This window comes from Marinobacterium halophilum, assembly GCF_003014615.1.
Taxonomy (GTDB): Bacteria; Pseudomonadota; Gammaproteobacteria; order Pseudomonadales; family Balneatricaceae; genus Marinobacterium; species Marinobacterium halophilum.
Genome location: NZ_PYGI01000019.1, coordinates 80,962 through 101,386 on the forward strand (window position 1 = coordinate 80,962; position 20,425 = coordinate 101,386).

24 protein-coding genes are annotated in these 20,425 nt (G+C 57.7%); 12 read left to right on the top strand and 12 right to left on the bottom strand.

The genetic code is table 11. The features are described from left to right. The first annotated feature begins 190 nt into the window (after positions 1-190). Positions 191-1,318 carry a COG3904 family protein gene (locus CLV44_RS13460; protein WP_146140010.1) on the top strand — a complete coding sequence of 376 codons (1,128 nt, stop codon included), beginning with the start codon at positions 191-193 and terminating at the stop codon, positions 1,316-1,318. Between the two features lie 60 nt (positions 1,319-1,378). Continuing rightward, a complete protein-coding gene (locus CLV44_RS17355; RefSeq protein ID WP_170069354.1) occupies positions 1,379-1,519 on the top strand; it encodes a hypothetical protein in 141 nt (46 codons plus the stop codon). Positions 1,520-1,554: 35 nt separating this feature from the next. Here the strand turns inward: CLV44_RS17355 and CLV44_RS13465 are convergent, their stop codons facing one another. Then, positions 1,555-2,679, bottom strand: a complete 1,125-nt coding sequence (locus tag CLV44_RS13465) for a Fic family protein (RefSeq protein ID WP_106592639.1) — start codon at positions 2,677-2,679, stop codon at positions 1,555-1,557. 252 nt (positions 2,680-2,931) lie between these two features. Between CLV44_RS13465 and ahpC the strand changes: the two genes are divergently transcribed. Both ahpC and ahpF read left to right on the top strand, forming a co-directional pair. After that, on the top strand, positions 2,932-3,489 hold the full coding sequence (gene ahpC, locus CLV44_RS13470) for an alkyl hydroperoxide reductase subunit C (RefSeq protein ID WP_106592664.1): 558 nt from the start codon (positions 2,932-2,934) through the stop codon (positions 3,487-3,489). A gap of 276 nt (positions 3,490-3,765) precedes the next feature. Further along, positions 3,766-5,304, top strand: coding sequence for an alkyl hydroperoxide reductase subunit F (ahpF, locus tag CLV44_RS13475; RefSeq protein WP_106592640.1), 1,539 nt, complete (start codon positions 3,766-3,768; stop codon positions 5,302-5,304). 74 nt (positions 5,305-5,378) lie between these two features. On the opposite strand, the gene CLV44_RS13480 is transcribed toward ahpF, so the two are convergent. Then, the gene (locus tag CLV44_RS13480) at positions 5,379-6,263 is read right to left on the bottom strand and encodes a LysR family transcriptional regulator (RefSeq protein WP_106592641.1); all 885 of its coding nucleotides are present in this window, start codon (positions 6,261-6,263) and stop codon (positions 5,379-5,381) included. Between the two features lie 294 nt (positions 6,264-6,557). On the opposite strand from CLV44_RS13480, the gene CLV44_RS13485 reads away from it, so the two are divergent. The 3 genes from CLV44_RS13485 to fghA all read left to right on the top strand — a co-directional run bounded on the left by CLV44_RS13485 (position 6,558) and on the right by fghA (position 9,033). After that, positions 6,558-6,911 carry a RidA family protein gene (locus tag CLV44_RS13485; RefSeq protein WP_106592642.1) on the top strand — a complete coding sequence of 118 codons (354 nt, stop codon included), beginning with the start codon at positions 6,558-6,560 and terminating at the stop codon, positions 6,909-6,911. A 140-nt stretch (positions 6,912-7,051) separates the two neighbouring features. Continuing rightward, positions 7,052-8,167, top strand: coding sequence for an S-(hydroxymethyl)glutathione dehydrogenase/class III alcohol dehydrogenase (locus CLV44_RS13490; protein ID WP_106592643.1), 1,116 nt, complete (start codon positions 7,052-7,054; stop codon positions 8,165-8,167). A gap of 8 nt (positions 8,168-8,175) precedes the next feature. Continuing rightward, positions 8,176-9,033 carry an S-formylglutathione hydrolase gene (gene fghA / locus CLV44_RS13495; RefSeq protein WP_106592644.1) on the top strand — a complete coding sequence of 286 codons (858 nt, stop codon included), beginning with the start codon at positions 8,176-8,178 and terminating at the stop codon, positions 9,031-9,033. Between the two features lie 58 nt (positions 9,034-9,091). Here the strand turns inward: fghA and CLV44_RS13500 are convergent, their stop codons facing one another. From CLV44_RS13500 to CLV44_RS13510, 3 genes are all read right to left on the bottom strand, one after another. Continuing rightward, the gene (locus tag CLV44_RS13500) at positions 9,092-9,643 is read right to left on the bottom strand and encodes a cytochrome P460 family protein (protein ID WP_106592645.1); all 552 of its coding nucleotides are present in this window, start codon (positions 9,641-9,643) and stop codon (positions 9,092-9,094) included. 162 nt (positions 9,644-9,805) lie between these two features. Continuing rightward, positions 9,806-10,282, bottom strand: a complete 477-nt coding sequence (locus tag CLV44_RS13505; RefSeq protein ID WP_106592646.1) for a peroxiredoxin — start codon at positions 10,280-10,282, stop codon at positions 9,806-9,808. 77 nt (positions 10,283-10,359) lie between these two features. Then, a complete protein-coding gene (locus tag CLV44_RS13510; RefSeq protein ID WP_170069355.1) occupies positions 10,360-10,713 on the bottom strand; it encodes a YacL family protein in 354 nt (117 codons plus the stop codon). Positions 10,714-10,810: 97 nt separating this feature from the next. Between CLV44_RS13510 and CLV44_RS13515 the strand changes: the two genes are divergently transcribed. Beyond that, complete coding sequence (locus CLV44_RS13515) at positions 10,811-12,154, top strand: ABC1 kinase family protein (RefSeq protein WP_106592647.1); 1,344 nt, start codon at positions 10,811-10,813, stop codon at positions 12,152-12,154. Then, on the top strand, positions 12,151-12,912 hold the full coding sequence (locus tag CLV44_RS13520; protein ID WP_106592648.1) for an SDR family NAD(P)-dependent oxidoreductase: 762 nt from the start codon (positions 12,151-12,153) through the stop codon (positions 12,910-12,912). The genes CLV44_RS13515 and CLV44_RS13520 overlap by 4 nt, the downstream gene beginning before the upstream one ends. 1 nt (position 12,913) lies before the next feature. On the opposite strand, the gene CLV44_RS13525 is transcribed toward CLV44_RS13520, so the two are convergent. Then, positions 12,914-13,288 (bottom strand): 3D domain-containing protein, encoded by a 375-nt coding sequence (locus CLV44_RS13525; RefSeq protein WP_425436445.1) that lies wholly within the window; start codon positions 13,286-13,288, stop codon positions 12,914-12,916. Between the two features lie 113 nt (positions 13,289-13,401). On the opposite strand from CLV44_RS13525, the gene CLV44_RS13530 reads away from it, so the two are divergent. Beyond that, positions 13,402-14,064, top strand: coding sequence for a 2OG-Fe(II) oxygenase (locus CLV44_RS13530; protein ID WP_106592650.1), 663 nt, complete (start codon positions 13,402-13,404; stop codon positions 14,062-14,064). Between the two features lie 6 nt (positions 14,065-14,070). Here the strand turns inward: CLV44_RS13530 and CLV44_RS13535 are convergent, their stop codons facing one another. Beyond that, complete coding sequence (locus tag CLV44_RS13535) at positions 14,071-15,063, bottom strand: serine/threonine protein kinase (RefSeq protein WP_106592651.1); 993 nt, start codon at positions 15,061-15,063, stop codon at positions 14,071-14,073. 142 nt (positions 15,064-15,205) lie between these two features. On the opposite strand from CLV44_RS13535, the gene CLV44_RS13540 reads away from it, so the two are divergent. Beyond that, complete coding sequence (locus tag CLV44_RS13540; RefSeq protein ID WP_106592652.1) at positions 15,206-15,718, top strand: YbjN domain-containing protein; 513 nt, start codon at positions 15,206-15,208, stop codon at positions 15,716-15,718. Positions 15,719-15,727: 9 nt separating this feature from the next. On the opposite strand, the gene gcvA is transcribed toward CLV44_RS13540, so the two are convergent. Further along, the gene (gene gcvA, locus CLV44_RS13545) at positions 15,728-16,630 is read right to left on the bottom strand and encodes a transcriptional regulator GcvA (protein ID WP_211298147.1); all 903 of its coding nucleotides are present in this window, start codon (positions 16,628-16,630) and stop codon (positions 15,728-15,730) included. A gap of 119 nt (positions 16,631-16,749) precedes the next feature. Here gcvA and CLV44_RS13550 point away from each other — a divergent pair, with 119 nt between their 5' ends. Beyond that, positions 16,750-16,935, top strand: a complete 186-nt coding sequence (locus CLV44_RS13550) for an RSP_7527 family protein (protein ID WP_106592654.1) — start codon at positions 16,750-16,752, stop codon at positions 16,933-16,935. A gap of 35 nt (positions 16,936-16,970) precedes the next feature. On the opposite strand, the gene CLV44_RS13555 is transcribed toward CLV44_RS13550, so the two are convergent. From CLV44_RS13555 to CLV44_RS13570, 4 genes are all read right to left on the bottom strand, one after another. Continuing rightward, positions 16,971-18,359 carry an HD-GYP domain-containing protein gene (locus tag CLV44_RS13555; protein ID WP_106592655.1) on the bottom strand — a complete coding sequence of 463 codons (1,389 nt, stop codon included), beginning with the start codon at positions 18,357-18,359 and terminating at the stop codon, positions 16,971-16,973. A gap of 50 nt (positions 18,360-18,409) precedes the next feature. Further along, positions 18,410-19,288 carry an EamA family transporter gene (locus CLV44_RS13560; RefSeq protein ID WP_106592656.1) on the bottom strand — a complete coding sequence of 293 codons (879 nt, stop codon included), beginning with the start codon at positions 19,286-19,288 and terminating at the stop codon, positions 18,410-18,412. Between the two features lie 65 nt (positions 19,289-19,353). Continuing rightward, a complete protein-coding gene (locus tag CLV44_RS17555; RefSeq protein ID WP_245912698.1) occupies positions 19,354-19,767 on the bottom strand; it encodes a hypothetical protein in 414 nt (137 codons plus the stop codon). Between the two features lie 20 nt (positions 19,768-19,787). Continuing rightward, a complete protein-coding gene (locus CLV44_RS13570) occupies positions 19,788-20,066 on the bottom strand; it encodes a hypothetical protein (RefSeq protein ID WP_106592657.1) in 279 nt (92 codons plus the stop codon). Positions 20,067-20,425 lie beyond the last annotated feature (359 nt).

Sequence of the window (20,425 nt, forward strand, 5' to 3'; positions counted from 1 at the left end):
AATAAGTGATGTTGTTCTAAAACATGGGGATTAACGACTGAATGTGAGATGGGAAGTGTTTATCGCAGAGACAGCCCAAACAATGGACGCTGAACACGTCTTAGTGACTACTTGCTCAAGTGCACGACGAACGATTAGCACGAAGGTAGCGCCATCGCCTGGGCGAACGCGGGGGAGCACGATACAGGACGTGGATTTAGCCCATCATGTTAAGAGACCCTTGTGCTCGTTATTTCTAATAGCCCTTTGTTTGCTTATATCCTTGCCTCTATCTGCCGAGTCGATTGAGTTTCATTTCTTTGGTAACTCGGTTGAAGCGGGGGTAATTGCGATTGATGGCCCTATCACAGCAGATATTGCAGAACACTTGAGGGCGAAGCTGAAAGAGGAGGGCACCGAAGCGCGCCGGGTCGTTTTGAATAGCAACGGAGGGTCGCTACTGGGTGGTATTCGCTTAGGTCGTTTTATCCGTCAAATGGGGTATTCCACCGAGGTCGGAAAGTTAGTACCTGATACAGCTGATCCAACCGGTAAGCAACAGGTTCATGGGGAGTGCTACAGTGCTTGTGCACTTGCGTTCTTGGGTGGCTCATATAGACAGCCCGAGAGTGCCCCTTGGTTGGGATTTCATCAGTTTCACGAGGGCGGAGCATCCTATTCAGGATACAAGTTATCGCCGACTGAAATCAGGGCCGAGGGGTTGAGCCAGGCGCAGGTCATTTCTGGTATGGTTGTGAGTTATATGGTGGAGATGGGCGCCGATGCGCGGCTGTTCACTGAATCATCCCGCGCCGGACCAGCAGAACTAATCCGATTCACGATCGAAGATGCCATGCAGCTTGGCATCGTAACACCCAGACCATTTAGCGCTTGGACGTTGGTGCCGTACAAGCTGGGTGTTGTGGCTGCCTCTAAGCGAACGATTACAACCGGCCCCTACGATTTGGCTATCCAGTCCACAGCTTTTTGTCGATCATCCACTAAAACCCCAAGCTTAATGATGACAGTGAAGCGAATTGCTGATCTGGAAGCTGATGACTTGGCCGAATATGCGGTCTATGTCAGCTTGGTACCGCAAGAAGGTTCGCGGCAGCAGAAAGAAACACTAACCCTTAACAAGGTTAGAGCGTTTGGCTCAGGTGCTACGTTACAAGTTGAAGTTACTCTGGATAATCACCTCGTTTCACTCATCACTCAGTCTGAATCATTCGGAATGACGTTGCTCGTGCCTAGAGTACTCGGAGGGTATTCAGTATCGCATGTACTTTCGCATAAGGACCGCGAAATACTCGGCGCGGCTTTTCGTCTTTGCATTTAGGAAACCGGTGTATGGTGTGCCTGTGTGTCCAAGGAGCAATAGCATAAGGAGATAAAGATAGTGAACGCCAATGGCTTGGCGCAGTCGCGCGGGTGGGGTGAATTTGCCTTTTTCATGTCCAGCCCCAATGACCACTTTGTGCCGATAACCGCGTCTTGGTACGGCACACCTAACGTCCGCTCCGGCCAGCAGCTGACCTAAGCTAAAAGCACCCACGGCAAGCGCGAGCTGACCGCTTATTCACACATCACTCGGTATCGAGTACTGCGCCCGCCTCCCGGCAGTTGTACCAGACACCCAAGCTCAACCAGCGCGGCGAGGTCTCGCGTGGCCGTCGCTTTGCTGGTTGCAGCGATGCTTTTGTACTTGCTGGCGTTGATGCCGTGGGTAAATTCATCCGCCTCAGCATCCAGTAATCGGTTTAACACCTTACGCTGGCGATCATTCAGCTCAGTATCTTGATGAATGCGCCAGAAGCGCGCCTTGTCCAGCATGCGCAAAAACCGTGACAGACTGCGCTCCATCGCAGACAGCAATGTTTCAAGAAACCAGACCAGCCACTCAGTCACATCAAGAGAGCCTTTCTGTGTGTGCTCAAGAATATCGTAGTAACCATTCCGCGCCCGCATGATGGCGGCGCTCATGCTATAAAAACGTACGCTTGTCCCTTCGTCTTGAGCCAACGCTCGGTCGGAGACCGCACGCGTGACTCGACCGTTACCATCAGAAAAAGGGTGCAACGTTACCAGCCACAAATGCGCCAAGCCCGCACGGATGAGACCATCAAGGGAGCGGGAATCCTGATTGAACCACGTCAGAAATACTTCCAGCTCATCAAGCAGACGCTCACTGGGTGGCGCTTCAAAATGAATCACTTCCCGTTGCCCCTTTTGCGATACGACCACCATCGGGTGTCCCGGTGTATCTTTCCGCACACCCCCAATGATGGCATCATCGGGCATGAATAGCGGGCGTTCGGGAAACAGACTCTTCTGCCACCGATACAGGGTGTCCAGTTCAAGCGGCATATCGACGTCTGATACAGCCTCAACCAACATCTGTACCAACTGCTCGGTTTCCGGCGTTACCGGTGCAACACCGGCGTTTTCAAGACCAAGGCGGCGGGCCGCTGATGAACGCACAGAAGCAGCGTTCAACAACTCACCCTCGATGGCACTGGTTTCGATGGCTTCCTGCACCAGCGTATCAATCTGGTTCACCAGCGCGACATCTTGATCCAAGTGTGCCGCATGACCAACCAGGCGACCCTGAGTGATGCGAATCGCACTGATCAGGTGTACGAGTTTCGCTTGGTCGTAACGGAATTGAGGCCAATCAGAGTGTTGCCAGATGTAATGCATGGGCCGTTTTGATACCAAAATGTGGATATGAGCCGATTGTAACCCCCTATTCGGCTCATATAAACCCAAAAAACCCGCATTCCATGAGCCGAATAGCTACGATTATTCGGCTCGTCGCCCCGCACCGCCACACATAGCCTTACGCTATCGAATAGATCAATACGATCAATTTTAAAGTTTCCCCTCGGCTCGATACTATGTGTCCAGATTAGAAATCAACGACACCAACGTTCAGGAGATGCACACATGGGTATCGTTAACACCGAGATCAAACCGTTCCAGGCAACTGCGTTCAAACAGGGTGAGTTTGTTGAAATCACCGAAGCCGACGTAAAAGGCAAGTGGGCCGTTTTCTTCTTCTACCCGGCTGACTTCACGTTCGTTTGCCCGACCGAGCTGGAAGATCTGGCCAGCAAGTACGAAGAGCTGCAGAGCATGGGCGTTGAAGTATTCTCCGTGTCCACTGACACGCACTTCAGCCACAAGGCATGGCACGATACCTCTGACGCCATCGGCAAGATCAACTACTACATGGTTGGCGACCAGACTGGCAACATCACCAACAACTTCGGTGTGATGCGTGAAGGCCAAGGCCTGGCAGACCGCGCCACCTTCCTGATCGATCCGCAGGGCGTGATCCAGGCGATGGAAATCACGGCTGAAGGTATCGGCCGTGACGCTGACGATCTGCTGCGCAAGGTAAAAGCTGCCCAGTACGTAGCCGCTCACCCGGGTGAAGTATGCCCGGCGAAGTGGAAAGAAGGCGAAGCGACTCTGGCACCGTCTCTGGATCTGGTTGGCAAGATCTAAGCATCCAGACCTGAATACCCCCGCCGGTTGGCACTGACCGGCGGGGGTTTTTTCGTTTTAAAGGAGTCTGATGTGCTGGCCTGCTGCGTCTTGAGCCTGCCACACTTATAGCAAAATACTATTGGGTTATTAATAACGATTAATTTCACGCATGGGTTGCCACTGGTTAAGATAACCCCATATTCGAAATGAGCATGACCGCCGCCACAGGAGATCCACGGGGCGGAGTGCCATGCAACGTTTAGACCGTAATTTTGGCATGAGGGAATACTCGCTATGTTGGACGCTAACCTGAAACAGCAGTTGAACACTTACCTGCAGAACATTGTCGCTCCAATCGAGCTGACCCTGACCACCAATGACAGCGCCAAGTCACACGAGCTGGCTGAGCTGACCCACGAGATTGCCGAGCTGTCGGCCAAGATCAGCGTGAAAGACGGCAATGACCGTCGCGCCCCGAGCATGGCCGTCGGTGCCGCCGGTGAAGCGCCGCGCATCAACTTTGCCGGTATCCCGATGGGCCACGAGTTCACCTCGCTGGTACTGGCACTGCTGCAGGCCGGTGGCCATCCGTCCAAGGCCGACGCCGAACTGCAGGACCAGATCCGCAACCTGACCGGCGAGTTCCATTTTGAGACCTACATCTCGCTGTCATGCCAGAACTGCCCGGACGTGGTGCAGGCGCTGAACCTGATGGCGGTGCTGAACCCGAACATCACCCACACCATGATCGACGGTGCCCTGTTCCAGCAGGAAGTGGATGAGCGTCAGATCATGGCCGTGCCGTCCGTATACCTCAACGGTGAACACTTCGGTCAGGGCCGGATGACGCTGGCCGAGATCGTGAACAAGATCGACACCGGTGCAGCGGAAAAGAAAGCGGCCGCTCTGAACGAGAAAGCGCCTTACGACGTGCTGGTGGTGGGCGGTGGCCCGGCGGGTGCGTCCGCTGCGATCTACGCGGCACGTAAAGGCATCCGTACCGGTGTGGTTGCCGAGCGTTTCGGTGGTCAGGTGATGGATACCGTCGGTATCGAAAACTTCATCTCCGTGCCCTACACCGAAGGCCCCAAGCTGGTCGCCAGCCTGGAGCAGCATGTGAACGAATACGGCGTCGATGTAATCACCGAGCAGGCCGCCGCCAAGCTGACCAAAGGCGAGCTGATTGAAGTGGAACTGGCCAGCGGCGCAACGCTGAAAAGCCGCAGCGTGATTCTGGCCACCGGTGCCCGCTGGCGTGAAATGAACGTGCCGGGCGAGCAGGAATACCGTGGCAAGGGCGTGGCCTACTGCCCGCACTGCGATGGCCCGCTGTTCAAGGGCAAGAGCGTGGCGGTGATCGGCGGCGGCAACTCCGGTATCGAAGCGGCGATCGATCTGGCCGGACTGGTGAAAGACGTCACCGTGCTGGAGTTCTCCGACACCCTGCGTGCCGATGATGTACTGGTGAAGAAGGCGCAGTCCCTGCCCAACGTCACCATCATCAAACAGGCGATGACCACCGAAGTACTGGGTGACGGCAACAAGGTCACTGGCCTGAAATACACCGACCGCGCCACTGACGAATCTCATGTCGTCGATGTCGCTGGCATCTTCGTGCAGATCGGTCTGGTGCCGAACAGCGAATGGCTGAAAGGCTGCCTGGAGCTGACCGAGCGTGGCGAAATCATCATCGACGGCCACGGTGCCACCTCCATGCCGGGCGTGTTTGCCGCAGGTGATGTGACCAACACTCCGTACAAGCAGATCATCATCTCGATGGGATCAGGTGCGACGGCTGCACTGGGAGCCTTTGATCACCTGATCCGCAACTGATCAACGCAGTAACTCGATCTCTCTTCAGCGACTAGCTGACGTTGCCGCCCTTAGGGGCGGCTTTTTTGTGCCTATTACCACGGCAATCCCCCTTTGAACCGCTCGATCAGAAAATCACACAACAGCTGCAGCCGTGGCGAGCGTTGCCGTGCCTGTGGATACACCAGCCAGACACCGCTGAACGGGTAACGGTACTGCTCCAGCATCGAGATCAGTTCGCCTCGTGCCAGCGCCGGTTCCACGTAGTAGTCCGGCAGCTGCGCAATCCCCAGCCCCTTGCTGACCGCATCCAGCAGTGCCGGGCCGGAGTTGGAACGCCAGTTGCCGTTCACTTTCAGCTCGCGCCGCTGGCCATGTTCACTGAACAACCAGACGGTATTGGACCCCAACAGGCAGTTATGCCGGCTCAGTTCGCCCAGTGTGTGTGGCATCGGGTGATGCTGCAGGTAGTCGGTGCTGGCGCACAGGTATTCACGCCGGTCACACAGCCGTCGCGCCAGCAGCGAGGAATCCTTCAACGTGCCCATGCGCACCGCCAGGTCATAGCCTTCGCTGATCAGGTCGGTCTGGCGGTTGGTCAGGTGCAGGTCAAGGCTGACCTTGGGATAGCGCAGCATGAAGTCGTTGAGCTGCGGGGCCAGAAAACGCTCGCCGAAGGTGGTCGCGCAGGTCACCCGCAAGGTACCCGACGGCTCCGCCTGGAAGCTGGCCAACTCCTCTTCCGCCGCCGTAAACCCTTGCAGCAGTTCACAGCAGTGCTGGAAGTAATGCTCGCCCGCTTCGCTGAGGCGAAACTTGCGCGTGGTGCGGTACAGCAGCGGCGTGCTCAGTTCCGCTTCCAGCCGTGACACCAACCGGCTGATATGCGAGGGCGACACCTTCAGCTTCTGCGCCGCCGCCGAAAAACTGCCCTGCTGCACCACTTCTACAAACGCCTCAATGGCGTCCCAGTTGCGCATGCTGACTCCTGTGGATATGGCGGCAACGCGTATTCATTCCCACCCTTGTTGAACAACAATGTACAGAATTATGCCTGAAGCGGCGTGCAGCGGTCACACAACTGTCGGCTACGCGACCAATCACCAAATGAAGCCACCCATGAAGGAAATTTCTCTAAAAACAGGGCATAAAAACATGCCAAAAAGCCAAAAATATGGGACAAATCGGGAGAAAATAGAGGGCCTTTACACTGTAAAGGCAGCACTCGGAACACGCTGAGCGCTGCCGTCATCATATCCAATCAGGAGCTTCGCATGACTATTGAACGCATCCACTCCACCGACCGCATGAGCCGCATCGTCAAACACAACGGCACGGTGTACCTGTGCGGCCAAACCGCTGGCCAGGCCGAATGGGATATCGCGGAACAGACCCGCCAGTGCCTGAGCAAAATCGAAGGTCTGCTGGATGAGGCCGGCAGCAGCAAGGCTGCCCTGCTGTCGGTCACCATTTACATCCGCGACATGAAAGATTTCGCGGCCATGAATGCCGTCTGGGATGCCTGGGTTGCCGACCTGCCCAAACCGGCCCGCGCCTGTGTTGAAGCACGCATGGCACGTGCGGAGATTCTGGTGGAGATGTCGGTCACCGCCGCTGTGGAAGACTGAGACCCCTTCGGCCTGTGAGCAACGACAGGCCGCCTTCCGCAATTATTGCAGCTGAGCAAAAATACTTTTCGATTGGTGCCATTATCATCCCCCCTAACCGGGTCTACACTGTGTGCCATACACATACAGGAGATCCGATCATGAAATCACGCGCCGCCGTTGCCTGGGAAGCAGGTAAACCGCTCACCATCGAAGAAGTGGACGTTCAGGGCCCGAAAGCCGGTGAAGTACTGGTCCGCATCGTTGCGACCGGTGTTTGCCACACCGATGCCTTTACTCTGTCCGGTGCCGACCCCGAAGGGATCTTCCCATCCATTCTGGGCCATGAAGGTGCCGGTGTGGTGGAGGAAATCGGCCCCGGCGTGACCACGCTGAAACCGGGCGACCATGTCATTCCGCTGTACACCGCCGAGTGCGGCACGTGCAAATTCTGCCTGTCCGGCAAAACCAACCTGTGTCAGGCGGTGCGCGCCACTCAGGGTCAGGGCCTGATGCCGGACGGCACCAGCCGTTTCTCCATCGGTGGCAAGACGCTGTTCCATTACATGGGCACCTCCACCTTCTCCGAGTACACCGTGGTACCGGAAATTGCGCTGGCCAAGATTCAGATCGATGCGCCGCTGGAGAAGGTCTGCCTGCTGGGCTGCGGTATCACCACCGGCATCGGTGCGGTACTGAACACCGCCAAGGTTGAGCCGGGTTCTACCGTAGCGATCTTCGGCATGGGCGGCATCGGCCTGTCCTGCATTCAGGGTGCGCGCATGGCCGGTGCCGAGCGCATCATCGCCATCGATATCAACGAAGACAAGTTCGAGATGGCCCGCCAGTTCGGGGCCACCGATTGCATCAACCCGAAGGATTTTTCCGACCCGATCCAGCAGGTGATCGTCGACATGACCGACGGCGGCGTGGACTACTCATTCGAGTGTATCGGTAACGTACAGGTGATGCGTTCGGCGCTGGAGTGCTGCCACAAGGGCTGGGGCGAGTCGATCATCATCGGCGTGGCCGGTGCCGGTGAAGAGATCTCCACCCGTCCGTTCCAGCTGGTTACCGGACGCGTCTGGAAAGGCTCAGCCTTCGGTGGCGTCAAGGGCCGCAGCCAGCTGCCGGGCTACGTTGAGGACTACATGAACGGCAAGATCGAGATCGACCCGTTCATCACCCACACCATGGGGCTGGAAGATATCAACAAGGCGTTCGATCTGATGCACGAAGGCAAGAGCATCCGCTCCGTAATTCTGTTCGATCAGTGAGGCCAACCATGTCCAACGTATCTGCAGCGCCTGAGCTGCTCGCCAGCAACAAATGCTTCGACGGTTGGCTCAAACGTTATCAGCACACATCAAGCGCGACCGGCACGGAGATGGTATTTGCCATCTTCCTGCCGCCGCAGGCACAGACTCAACCCGTTCCGGTACTGTACTGGCTGTCGGGCCTGACCTGCACCGATGAAAACTTCATGCAGAAGGCCGGGGCCCAGCGCCTCGCGGCTGAACTGGGCATCGCCATTGTCGCGCCGGACACCAGTCCGCGCGGCACCGACCTGCCCGGCGAGCATGACAGCTATGATTTCGGCTCCGGTGCCGGTTTTTACGTTAATGCGACCCAGGCACCATGGTCAGATAACTACCGCATGTATGACTATGTGGTGGAAGAACTGCCTGCGCTGATCGAGCAGCACTTCCCGGTCACCGACAAACGCGCCATCAGCGGCCACTCCATGGGCGGCCATGGTGCGCTGATCTGTGCGCTGAAAAACCCGGGCCGTTACGCTTCGGTATCGGCATTTGCGCCGATCAGCAATCCGAGCAACTGCCCCTGGGGCGAGAAGGCCCTGAGCGGTTACCTGGGTGATGATCGTGAAGCCTGGAAAGCCTGGGATAGCTGCGAACTGATCGCCCGTGCAGAAGAGAAACTGCCGTTGCTGGTGGATCAAGGTGAAGCCGATAACTTTCTGGCTGAACAGTTGAAGCCCGACGCGTTGCAGGCCGCCTGCTCAGCCGCAGAGCATCCGCTGGAGTTGCGCCTGCAGCCGGGTTACGACCACAGCTACTTCTTTATCGCCAGCTTCATTGAGGATCATCTGCGCCACCATGCCAGGGCACTGCTGATCGACTGATCAGATGCACCGACCAGGCCGAGTCATAGTCTCGACCGGGCCTGGACGGTATGCGTGCCTACTTGTAGCGATCATGATTAAACACGAAATCGCCCCCTTCGGCGGTTTTATGACAGGCGATACACCCTGTTTGCATCCCCTTCGCCACTCGGCCGGCCAATGACATACCCTTGGGGTTTTTCATTACGTTGCCACGGGCATCGTATTTGACGTAGAACCAGTCACCATTTTCGGCATCATAACCGGCTTCGCGCTTAAGCATAATAGTAACTGCCTGCAGGTACCGCTTGGGGTCATTGATCACGTCGTCAATGTCGATACCGTCGCCACCATAATTACGCTTGACGATCAGCGGACCTGACTGACCATGCAACGTCACCGGCATTTCGATCAGTTCCAGAATCATGCCGTGGGGCTGTATGCCCTTGTACGGCCGAGTCATGACAGCATGGTCACCGGCCAACCCCTTGTATTCCATCAAGGCCCAGAGTGACGTGGCCATTTCCATATCGGTCTGGTTGCCAAACGGTGCTTCAGCCGATGCCGGTACTGCCAGCCCCAGCGTAGCGCCCAGCACCACAGCCGATACCAGTGTGCGTACAGGTTTCATGTTGTGCCTCCCGCGAGTGAAAGGGGCCAGCTCCCAGACATACCTGAAAGTAGCTTCAGTATCGGTCAGCAAGCGACATAACGCTGGTCATTTTCAGACCATTCCGTTATGAGGATATCGCGGGGAGTAACAAGGGGCTGCAGGAAGCAGCCCCGAAAAGGCTTACAGCGCGGCCAGAATGGTCTCGGCGCTGCTCTTGTCGATGCCCTTTTCATCCACGTTCAGCAATTCAACCACACCGTCGTTGACGATCATGGCGTAACGCTGGCTGCGGGTGCCGAACTGGACGGCGGTCAGGTCTTTGTCCAGCCCCAGTGCGGTCGCGAATGCGCCGATACCATCAGCCAGCATGATGATCTCATCGGCGTTCTGCGCCTTGCCCCAGGCATCCATCACGAAGACATCATTCACCGCCGTGCAGATGATGCTGTCTACGCCCTTGGCCTTGATTTCGTCGGCCTTGACCACGAAACCCGGCAGGTGGGTTTTGGAACAGCCCGGTGTGAATGCACCCGGTACCGCGAACAGAACCACTTTTTTACCGGCAAAGAGGTCGGCGGTTTGCACCGGCTCCGGGCCTTCCGCGCCCATCACGCGCAGTTCGATATTGGGAATGCTGTCACCGATCTGAATGCTCATGCTGTACTCTCCATTGACGCTATAGTTGACTGCTTTACTCAGGATTGTAGCAGCGCTGTGCAGCCGCTGCCTATGCCTCATCCGCCAATATAATCGATCCAGCCACGCAACAAACCGATAAAGTCCTCCAGCCCCGCCTCGCAGGCGTCATCGGCCAGACCGAAACCGTCTTCCAGATCCTCGGTATCGCCTTCCGCCTGCAGCCAGACGCGGGCGCTTTCGTTGTCCAGCTGCAGACTGAGCTCACGCCCGTGCCAGTCAAACTGACCCCGATGTGCAGCCAGCAGTATTTGTGCCTGCAGCAGAATCCGCTGCGCCTGCGCCCGGTCCGTACCCAGCTCTTCGCCGAGCCAGCGCCCGAACAGCGCCTGCTCCATCTCGACCACCGCCTCGGGCTCGTCGTACAGGTCGCGCCTGAATTCGTATTCCATCTGTGTGTTTCTCCGGTCATGCATCTGTTCGCGTGCTACGCACGTAAACCGAACATAATACAACAGTGCAACCCGGGCCGAATGCCCAGGAGACCCCATGACATCATTCGACCCAAAATCCCGCCGCGCGGCCACCGTGCCCAGTAGCCGCCTGTCACGCATGGCCAGCCTTACCGGACTGGCCGGACGGGTGGCCGGCAATCTGGTCACCGAAGGCAGCAAGCAATGGCTGAGCGGCCAGCGCCCGGTGATGTCCGAGCTGCTGCTCAGCCGCAAGAATCTGGAACAGGTTGCCGACAAGCTGGCACGCATGCGTGGTGCGGCGATGAAGCTGGGTCAGTTGATCTCGATGGACTCAGGCACCCTGCTGCCCCCCGAGCTGGCGGCAGTGCTGGAGCGGCTGCGCGACGATGCCATGATCATGCCCGCAGCGCAGCTGGTCGGGGTGCTGGAAGACAACTGGGGCAGTGATTGGGACCAGCGTCTGGCCCAGTTCAGCTTTGCCCCCGTCGCGGCGGCGTCGATCGGCCAGGTACACAAGGGCCGCACCCATGGCGGGCGTGAGCTGGCGGTCAAGATTCAGTATCCGGGCGTGTGCCGCAGCATCGACAGCGATATCGACAATGTGGTTTCGCTGCTGCGCATCAGCGGCCTGCTGCCCCGTGAGTTGGAGATCGATACGCTGGTGGCCGAAGCCAAACACCAGCTGCGCCTGGAGACCGACTATCTGCACGAACAACGGCAGCTGCTGGAATACACGGCTGCAGTCAGCCGCTTCCGTCATGTCGATGCATTGGCACTGCCCGGCGTGGATACTGCGCTGTCCACCGAGCAGATCCTGTGCATGGACTTTCTTGAAGGCGTCAGCCTGACCGAAGCGGCGGCGCGTCAGCCCGCATTGAAAGATCATATCCCCACCCTGCTGCTGGAGCTGTTCTTCTGCGAGCTGTTCCAGTTGCGCTGTGTGCAGACCGACCCCAACCCGGCCAACTATCAGTACAGTCTGGAACAGGACCGGCTGATTCTGCTCGATTTCGGCGCGGTTCGGCACTTTTCCGTGGATTTTGTGCAGCATTACCGCCGGGCCATCTGCGCCGCCACCGACCAGGACACAGCTGCGCTGGCCGCAGCACTGGAAGCCCTGGGCTTCTTCAGCCAACGCCATGATGCTGCCAACCGTCAGGTGGTGCTGGAGATTTTCATCCAGGCGACAGAGCCATTGCGTACGCCCGGTCCCTATGATTTCGGCCAGTCCGATCTGGCGCAGCGTATTCACGAACGCGGCATGGCGATCAGCAGCGACCCCGAAGCCTGGCATACGCCACCGGCGGATGTGCTGTTCCTGCACCGCAAGATGGGCGGACTGTTCATGCTCGCCGCTCAGCTGGGTGGTCACATCGATGTGCACGCCATTTTCAATCATTACCGGGAGTGCTCATGAGTCTGCTGAATGCGTTTGAATCCCCCGTGACCGCCGTGCTGGTCGGGGCCAGCGGCGGCATTGGCCGCGCCCTGCTGGAGCAATTGCTGGCGGATGAACGGATCGGTCGCCTGTACGCCTTTTCCCGCTCGACCCCAGCCGATGCCGCGCAACTGGCCGCCACCTATCCCGATCGACTCAGCTTTCACCGCATCGACCTGAGCGATGAAACCTCGATTGCAGCGGCCGCCGACCTGCTGCACGGGCAGTCACCACAACTGGTACTGGTCACGACCGGGCTGCTGCACACGGATACGGCGATGCCGGAGAAAAGCTGGCGGGCGCTGGACGGGGAGTATTTTCAGCAACAGATGCAGATCAACGCGCTGGCACCGGCACTGTTGGCCAAGCATTTGATTCCGTTACTGCCGAAGGACAAGCGGGCGGTGTTTGCCGCACTTTCAGCGCGGGTCGGCAGCATCAGTGACAACCGTTTGGGCGGCTGGTACAGCTATCGTGCCAGCAAGGCGGCGTTGAACATGCTGTTGCGCTGCACCGCCATTGAAGCCAAACGCCGCTGGCCCCAACTGGTGGTGGCAGGGCTGCATCCGGGTACCGTGGATACGCCACTGTCACAACCGTTTCAGGCACGGGTCGCGGAAGACAAGCTGTTCACGCCCGAATTTTCCGCCCGCTCGCTGCTACAAGTGCTGGATGGCCTGACCCCGCAACAGAGCGGACAGGTCTTTGCCTGGGACGGACAGGCCATCCCGGCCTGATCTACTCCTCGACGAGCGCAGGTACCCAGCGAATGGTCACCTCGCGCACGCCCCACTCGCGGGCGGCATCAACATCCTTGCCCATGTAGATGTCGATTTTGCGCGTCCAGCGCTTGTTCATCTTGTCCAATACCCGGTACTGACCCGGCAAGCCGTCGATCTCGATCAGGGTGTTGTAGGTCAGCCCTTCCTTGATCAGATCCCGCGACACCGCCACCGCTTTCATGCCGGGCGTGAGCGTATCCCCCCAGGCTGCCAGCGTCGGATTGTCATTGGTCTGTGCCGCGAGCGAATTGTAGGCCGAAGCCTGCACCGTCAACACCTGCATTTCGGGGGTGCTGTCCATGCATCCGGCGAGGGTCCCCAAGACCAACACAAATCCGCACTTAAATGCAGAAGCAAACATATATCACCATTTTATGAACTTTTTCGTGACTGATTACCGGTTTGGCAGTATATAGATTCTCTACTTATGTGGAGGATGCCCGAGTGTACGCACCCCCTGAACTACCGCTCGACCTGCAGCAATCTCTGTATGACCAAATTGCCGACGCTCTGGTCGACAAGGGCTATATCATTCTGCCTTCCGCACTGCCCGAAACCATTACCACGCCACTGTACCAACACCTGGACGGCTTATCGCCCCGACAGATGCAGCCCGCCGGTATCGGCCGCGAACAGGATCATCAGCTCAAGGGTGATATCCGCCGCGACCAGATTCGTTGGCTGGGACAACAGCATCCGGCAGAAGCGGACTACCTCGACTGGATGGCAGACCTGCGTGAAGGCCTGAACCGACGTCTGTTCATGGGTCTGTTCGACTACGAAGCCCACTTTTCCCACTACCGCCCAGGGGCATTCTACAAACGGCATCTGGACGCATTTCGGGGCCAGACCAATCGCGTCCTGACCACCGTACTGTACCTCAACCCCGAATGGGCTGAGCAGGACGGCGGCGAACTGCTGATCTGGCCCACGCCTGACAGCGACAGCATTATCGAGCGCGTTGTGCCGCGCATGGGCACTCTGGTCATCTTCCTCAGCGAGCAGTTCCCGCATGAGGTACTGCCCGCCGCCGCCGACCGCTACAGCATCGCCGGCTGGTTCCGGGTCAATACCAGCATCAACAACCAGATCGACCCGCCCAGCTGATATGACCTAGAGCAGCTGCAGGGGCGGCTGCTGCAGGGCACTCAACTGCTCGCGCAGCTGCAGGATGTGCTCGCCCCAGTAGCGCTCGGTATTGAACCAGGTGAAGTTGTGCGGAAACGCAGGATCTTCCCAGCGCCGCGCCAGCCAGGCACTGTAGTTGAGCATCCGCAACGTGCGCAGCGCCTCGACCAGATGCAGTTCCCGCGGATCAAAGTCGGCAAATTCATTGTAGCCTTCAACGATCTCGGCCAGCTGGACCTGCTGTTGCTGACGATCATCACCGGTCAGCAGCATCCACAGATCCTGAATTGCGGGTGCCATTCGTGCATCGTCGAAATCGACGAAGTTGGGCGTATCATCACGCCAGAGAATATTGCCGCCATGGCAATCACCGTGGACCCGAATCTGACGCACATCACCCGCCGCCGCATAGCAGCGCTCGATGCCGACCAACAGGTCAGCAGTCAGACTAGTATAGGCCGAGCGCAGCGACGCGGGGATAAAATTACGGCTGATGAAATCGATGCTGTCACGGCCGTAGCTCTGGATATCCAGCGGCGGACGCACCTTGAACGGATGCGCCGCGCCCACCAGGTGAATACGTCCCAGCGTCTGGCCCAATCGATACAGATGATCAAGGTCCGCCAACTCCGGGGCGCGCCCGCCGCGGCGCGGGTAGAGGGCAAAACGGTAGTCTCCGAAGCGGAACAGGCTATCGCCCTGTGCATTACGCAGCGGTGCCACCACCGGCAGCTCCCGCTCGACCAGTTCGAAACAGATTTCATGTTCTTCCAGAATCTGCGCGTCACTCCAGCGTGCAGGCCGGTAGAACTTGGCAATCAACGGTACTTCTTCTTCGATGCCAACCTGATAGACACGATTCTCGTAACTGTTCAGCGCCAGAATGCGGCCATCGCTGAGATACCCCATCGACTCCACCGCATCGATCACGGTATCGGGGGTGAGCTGGTAGAACGGCTGAGCGGATAGATCGGACATGAGGTACCGTGCAACAAAGAGTGACCTTCCATTCTAGCCGCATCCATCGGTGCAGCGACAGGGGTGTCAGCATTAATCCACCCGGTTGAGTTATCCCGTCAGATCGGTAACAGTAAGCGCCAAACAACACATGGAGTGCGTTATGTACAACCGACTACCCCTTGGCCTCGCCCTTGCCACCCTCCTTGCCGCCGGGTCTGTTCAGGCAGAACCACTGGTAACTGCTGCCGATCCGGAGCAGATTGCCCAGCTGGTGCGCGGGTTTGGCTCGGCGGTCGTTGACCAGGACGAATATGGCGACCCGCTGATTACCGGCCGCATTGAAGGCACCAAGTACGGCATCTTCTTCTACAACTGCACCGACGGTGCCGACTGCAAGGACATTCAGTTTGCCGCGGCCTGGAGCGATAAGGCGATCAGCCGCGCGCGGATCAACGAATGGAACCGGGACATGCGCTTCGGCAAGGCGTATCTGGATGATGAGGGCGACCCCAATCTGGAAATGGCCGTCAACCTGCGCTACGGCGTCAGCACCGACAATTTTGATGACACCATCGACTGGTGGCGGGTGGTGACTGCGGATTTCGAGACTTTCATGCAGCAGCAGGAAAGTACCACGACGGCACGCCGCAGCGATGCACGGCGCGGCAACTGATCCTCCGTATTACATCAGGTCCTGCTGCATCTCCTGCAGCATCCAGTCACGGAAGGCCTGCATGGCATAGGTCAGCTGCCGTTTCTCTTGATATACCAGATAAAACGCCTTGGGCTTGTCCAGCGTGATATCAAAGGGAATGACCAGCTGGCCCGCTTCCAGTTCGCGCTGGATCAGTGCCCGGTCCGCCAATGCCAGACCAATCCCTTCGATCGCCGCCGAGACCGCCAATGCGGTACTGGAGAACGACATGGTCCGGTTCAACCCCGTTGCACGCACCCCCAATTGCTGCAGGATCTGTTGCCACTCCTGGCGTCGACCGCTGACATGGATCAGGGTCTTGTTGAGCAGGTCCTTTGGCTCCTTCAACCCCGCCTCGCCTTCCATCAGGGCCGGGCTGCACACCGGCGTCGATGCCAGGTTGCGCAGAAAGTGGATATCCACGCCCCGCCAGTTGCCTTCACCGTAATACACCGCCATATCGGTATCCGAATGCTCGAAGTCCACATAGCCCGTGGTTGCGCTAAAGCGCAGCTCCACATCGGGATACAGGGCCTGAAAACGGGTAATGCGCGGTACCAGCCAGCGGGTCAAGAATGCCGGTGCCACACTGATATTAACGGCACTCAAGTTAGGCGAGGTCATCAACCGTCGCGTTGCGCTTTCCACTTCATCCAGTGCCAGCTGGATGGACGGCAGATAACGCTCTCCGGCGACAGTCAGACTGACCTGACGGCGTTCACGCCGGAACAGCTTTACACCTAAAAATTCTTCAAGTGACTTAATCTGATGACTGATCGCCGAAGGGGTCACGCACAGTTCTTCGGCCGCTGCGTTAAAGCTTTGCAGGCGGGCGGCGGACTCAAAACTGCGCAGGGCGTTGAGTGGCGGGAGACGTCGAATGGCAGCAATCCTCTGACTGTTTAGTTTTTTTCAACTATAGCCTGAAAATCTATACTTTGTCGCCTACCGTTTTAGACCTTAGTATAAGCCCCATCAACTCAGCACACTTTAAGGAGCTCTACTCTAAAATGTCCGACTTCAACCGCATGGTAATGACACAAAATGGTCTGGTAGACGTGGATTACTATGTTGAACAGGCGCGCCGTGAGCGTTCCGAGTTTATCATGAAGGGCATCCAGTCCCTGTATCGCGGCCTTGTTCGCATGCTCAAGCCCCGTCGCCCGCTGACAGGCGCTTCCGCACTGGTACACTGAGTAGACGCTGGGGCGGCAGATAACATGCCGCCCCTTCAGTCGACCACTTCAGCCAGCGTCCCCAGACTCGTTTCCCACCCAACCATCGCCCTCTGCAACGCTTCAAAGCAGCGCACATCCACTGCGACATGCAGATTTTCTGCCATCATTGCCAACGCTTCCGGTACCGGTATTGCCCCTCGATAGGGCCGATCTGCGGTAATCGCATCAAAAATATCAGCCGTTGTGATGATTCGCGTTTCCAATGAGATTTGCTCATCTTTCAACCCGCGCGGATATCCCTTGCCATCCATGCGTTCATGATGAGCACCGGCGACGTGAGCCAGCTCGGCAAACACACTGATACGTGACAGAATCTCTTCGGTGAAGCGGGCATGGTTCTGCACCTGCAACCATTCATCGCTGTTCAGTTTGCCCGGTTTGTCCAGAATGGTGTTGCTGACGCCCAGCTTGCCAATATCATGCAGCAACGCACCGCGCCGCAACCAGCGCCGCCGTTCAGGCGACATGCCCAACTCATTGGCAATCAGATCGGTATACAGTGCAACACGCTCGCTATGACCCGCCGTGTAAGGGCTTTTGGCATCGACCACCTGACCAAACGCCGTTGCGATCCGATCAAGATAGTCTTCATCCACCGGCCACTCATGGTCGGCAGGCGAAAGTTCCAGCACCCGCTGCGCCAGCGTATCACTGCCCAGCACCTGCCAGAACTCAGATTGCTGCGCCGCCTGCTCCAGTGCCGTGACCAGCGCAGGGTCAAACCAGCGCCCGCTGCGCTCACGGGCTTCGGCCATGGCCGCATCGGCACCCGCTGCGGTATGGAACACATCCACTACCTGTGCCAGCAGGGCAATGCGGGCATACAGCGGAATCTGATCGCCGGCCAGCCCCTCTGGCTTGCCACTGCCACACCAGTGTTCATCCAGACTGTGGATACCGGCCGCTACCGTCGCGTTGAAGCCAAGATCACGGGCAATGGCGGCCCCCCGTTCACATCGGGTCGTGATCAGCTCGGTCGCCAACTCCTTGCCCTCACGCGCCAATCGCAGCAGGCGCTGGAAACTCTCCACCATGCCGCGGTCGCGGCCTGTGTGCTGTAACAGGAAGCGCACGACCTGGGTCAAACTGCCATTGACCCATTTAAAGTCCCGTTTGAAGTCCAGATCATCGGTACCATAGAGTTCACAGATGCGGGCGGCATTGCTGCTGCACCCCAGATCTTTCAGCAGCAGGGTGTAATACAACTCCCAGCGGGCCTCATCATCCAGCTGCAGCTGCTCCGCCAGCTGCATGCCGATCCAGCAACAACGCATACAGTGCCCCGGAGGCTGGCCTTCAGTCATGTCCAGCGCATGCGACAACGCACTGATCAGCTCTGACAGTTTCAACCCGCTGCTGACCGTATTCCCCCAACGCTCCATAACGCCTCCTTTAAAAGTGTCTCCAAATCGCTATACGCACGTCAGCGGATTCAGGCCCACTTCGATGTCGGTCCAAACCGGCGCGACCAGGCTGCATTAAGCCAGATGGCTCCCAGAATCACGCTGCCGCCAATCAGCAGGCGGACCACATCCGCATCCCGGTTCCAGATCAGCAGGTTAACCAGCAGTCCGGCCGGGATCAGCGCGTTGTTCATGATCCCCAACACACCGGCATCCACCTGAGTGGCGCCCCGATTCCAGAAGAAGAAGCCCAGACCCGAAGCCACCAGCCCCAGCCAGGTCAGTACTCCCCAGTGTAGCGTGGTCTGCGGCAACTTACCGGTATTGCCCAGCAGCAGGAAGGCCGGCAGCACCATCAGGAAGGCACCGATAAAGAAGAAGCCAAAGCTGTGGCGGGCTGCCGCGGCCGACTGCCGATAATGCCGCATCAAATGCGCATAACCGACCTGACCGGCGGCAAAGGCCAGATTGGCCAACTGCAGAATCAGGAAGCCACGGATGAAGCTGTCGCTGACACCGTCATAGCGGATGATGGCTGCACCGATCACGGCTACCAGCGTCGATACCAGCGGTGCCAGACAGAAACGTCGATGCAGGCCGTTATCGATCAGGGCAACATAAAGTGGCGTAAAGATGGTGAACAGCAGCACTTCCGGCACGCTGAGATATTCAAAGGAGAGATAGAGGCCGATGTAGGTCAGCCCGAACTGCAGTGCGCCGACTACCGCAATCCCCACCATCAGGCCTGCGGGCAGGCGGCTCGGGCGCAGCAGCGGCACAAACAGCAGTCCCGCCAGTACCACGCGGGTCAGCACGGCAAAATAGCTGTCGACCTGACCGGCCAGGTATTCGCCGATCAGGCTGAAGGAAACGGCCCACAGCAGGGTAACCGCAATCAAATAGGGCATGTATCGATCCTTGCTACCGGTAAGAAGCAACAAGGATACCGCGTCTGCCCTCGGCCACCCAGCGGTCAGAGAATCAACGGAACCTGCCGCTCGGTCTCCTGCCAGGCCAAATACTGGTCGGGGGTCAACACCAGCGCCTGATCCAACACGATTTCGAGTCCTGCCTCGTCGCGCAGCAGCTGTTCCAACTGGTCACGATCCGGCCGCCCGCTGAAGTGGATCTGTTGGCTTTCATCCTGCGCACCAGCGTCCGCACTGCGGCCGCCCGGCAGATAGATGGTGCCGTTGTTGAAGTCGACGGCAAAGGCGATCACGCCCGGCACGAAGAAGAACAGCAAGCCGATGCCGTCCAGCACCGCCACGCCGGGGTCAATGCGGCCGCTGACCTGCCCCTTGCGTTCAGGGTGCATGATGGTGCCACAGCCCCCCAGAGTCAGTGCCAGTGTCAGTAACGCAATCAGGGATCTTGATCGGTACATGATTTCACCTCTCGCGGGTATCAGCTTTGTCCATCGGCGATGATCAGCTGCTCGGCATACGGCTGCAGATGGCTCAGCTGAGGCCCGTCCAGTTCGGTTGTCGGCAACAGCACCGATTCGGATGACACATGAAACGGCGGCTCAGCATATTGCCGGGCTTCGGGATTGAGTACATGCGGCTCTTCACCCGTGGTCAGAATGACCAAACGGGGACCGCTTTGAAATAATAGCGGCTTCAGTGCTTCCGGCAAGCCAACAACCGCCAGCATGACGGTTAGTATCAGCGTCAGACGTACCATCCTGTTTACTCCTTTCAGTGATCGCTGACCTGACATAACACTATTCGTGCCACTAAATAAAAAATGCTTTACAAACAACGAACTATAAATAAATTTTCTGACTCATCCGGGGTTAAGCCGACAGCTGCTAATGCAGCAATGAAAAAAGTGTCGCCGTTTACCAGACTCATCTCCCGTCATATTTAAATATCGTTTAAAAACAAAAAGTTAGTGTGTAACCAAATAGAAACACATACACCGCTCTCAGAGATGGCGCATAAAAAAGGCTATGTCTGAGTAAACTGTTGAAGATCTGCCATTCTTAAAGTATTAGCCATAAGCTTTAAGGGTGGCCGCTATGAAAAACGCCCCATTTCAGC

Coding starts and splice junctions, on each gene's coding strand:
- CLV44_RS13465 (WP_106592639.1), bottom strand. CDS start 2,679: ATGCATTACATCTGGCAACACTCTGATTGGCCTCAATTCCGTTACGAC.
- ahpF (WP_106592640.1), top strand. CDS start 3,766: ATGTTGGACGCTAACCTGAAACAGCAGTTGAACACTTACCTGCAGAAC.
- CLV44_RS13480 (WP_106592641.1), bottom strand. CDS start 6,263: ATGCGCAACTGGGACGCCATTGAGGCGTTTGTAGAAGTGGTGCAGCAG.
- CLV44_RS13485 (WP_106592642.1), top strand. CDS start 6,558: ATGACTATTGAACGCATCCACTCCACCGACCGCATGAGCCGCATCGTC.
- CLV44_RS13490 (WP_106592643.1), top strand. CDS start 7,052: ATGAAATCACGCGCCGCCGTTGCCTGGGAAGCAGGTAAACCGCTCACC.
- fghA (WP_106592644.1), top strand. CDS start 8,176: ATGTCCAACGTATCTGCAGCGCCTGAGCTGCTCGCCAGCAACAAATGC.
- CLV44_RS13500 (WP_106592645.1), bottom strand. CDS start 9,643: ATGAAACCTGTACGCACACTGGTATCGGCTGTGGTGCTGGGCGCTACG.
- CLV44_RS13505 (WP_106592646.1), bottom strand. CDS start 10,282: ATGAGCATTCAGATCGGTGACAGCATTCCCAATATCGAACTGCGCGTG.
- CLV44_RS13510 (WP_170069355.1), bottom strand. CDS start 10,713: ATGGAATACGAATTCAGGCGCGACCTGTACGACGAGCCCGAGGCGGTG.
- CLV44_RS13515 (WP_106592647.1), top strand. CDS start 10,811: ATGACATCATTCGACCCAAAATCCCGCCGCGCGGCCACCGTGCCCAGT.
- CLV44_RS13520 (WP_106592648.1), top strand. CDS start 12,151: ATGAGTCTGCTGAATGCGTTTGAATCCCCCGTGACCGCCGTGCTGGTC.
- CLV44_RS13535 (WP_106592651.1), bottom strand. CDS start 15,063: ATGTCCGATCTATCCGCTCAGCCGTTCTACCAGCTCACCCCCGATACC.
- CLV44_RS13540 (WP_106592652.1), top strand. CDS start 15,206: ATGTACAACCGACTACCCCTTGGCCTCGCCCTTGCCACCCTCCTTGCC.
- CLV44_RS13550 (WP_106592654.1), top strand. CDS start 16,750: ATGTCCGACTTCAACCGCATGGTAATGACACAAAATGGTCTGGTAGAC.
- CLV44_RS13555 (WP_106592655.1), bottom strand. CDS start 18,359: ATGGAGCGTTGGGGGAATACGGTCAGCAGCGGGTTGAAACTGTCAGAG.
- CLV44_RS13560 (WP_106592656.1), bottom strand. CDS start 19,288: ATGCCCTATTTGATTGCGGTTACCCTGCTGTGGGCCGTTTCCTTCAGC.
- CLV44_RS17555 (WP_245912698.1), bottom strand. CDS start 19,767: ATGTACCGATCAAGATCCCTGATTGCGTTACTGACACTGGCACTGACT.
- CLV44_RS13570 (WP_106592657.1), bottom strand. CDS start 20,066: ATGGTACGTCTGACGCTGATACTAACCGTCATGCTGGCGGTTGTTGGC.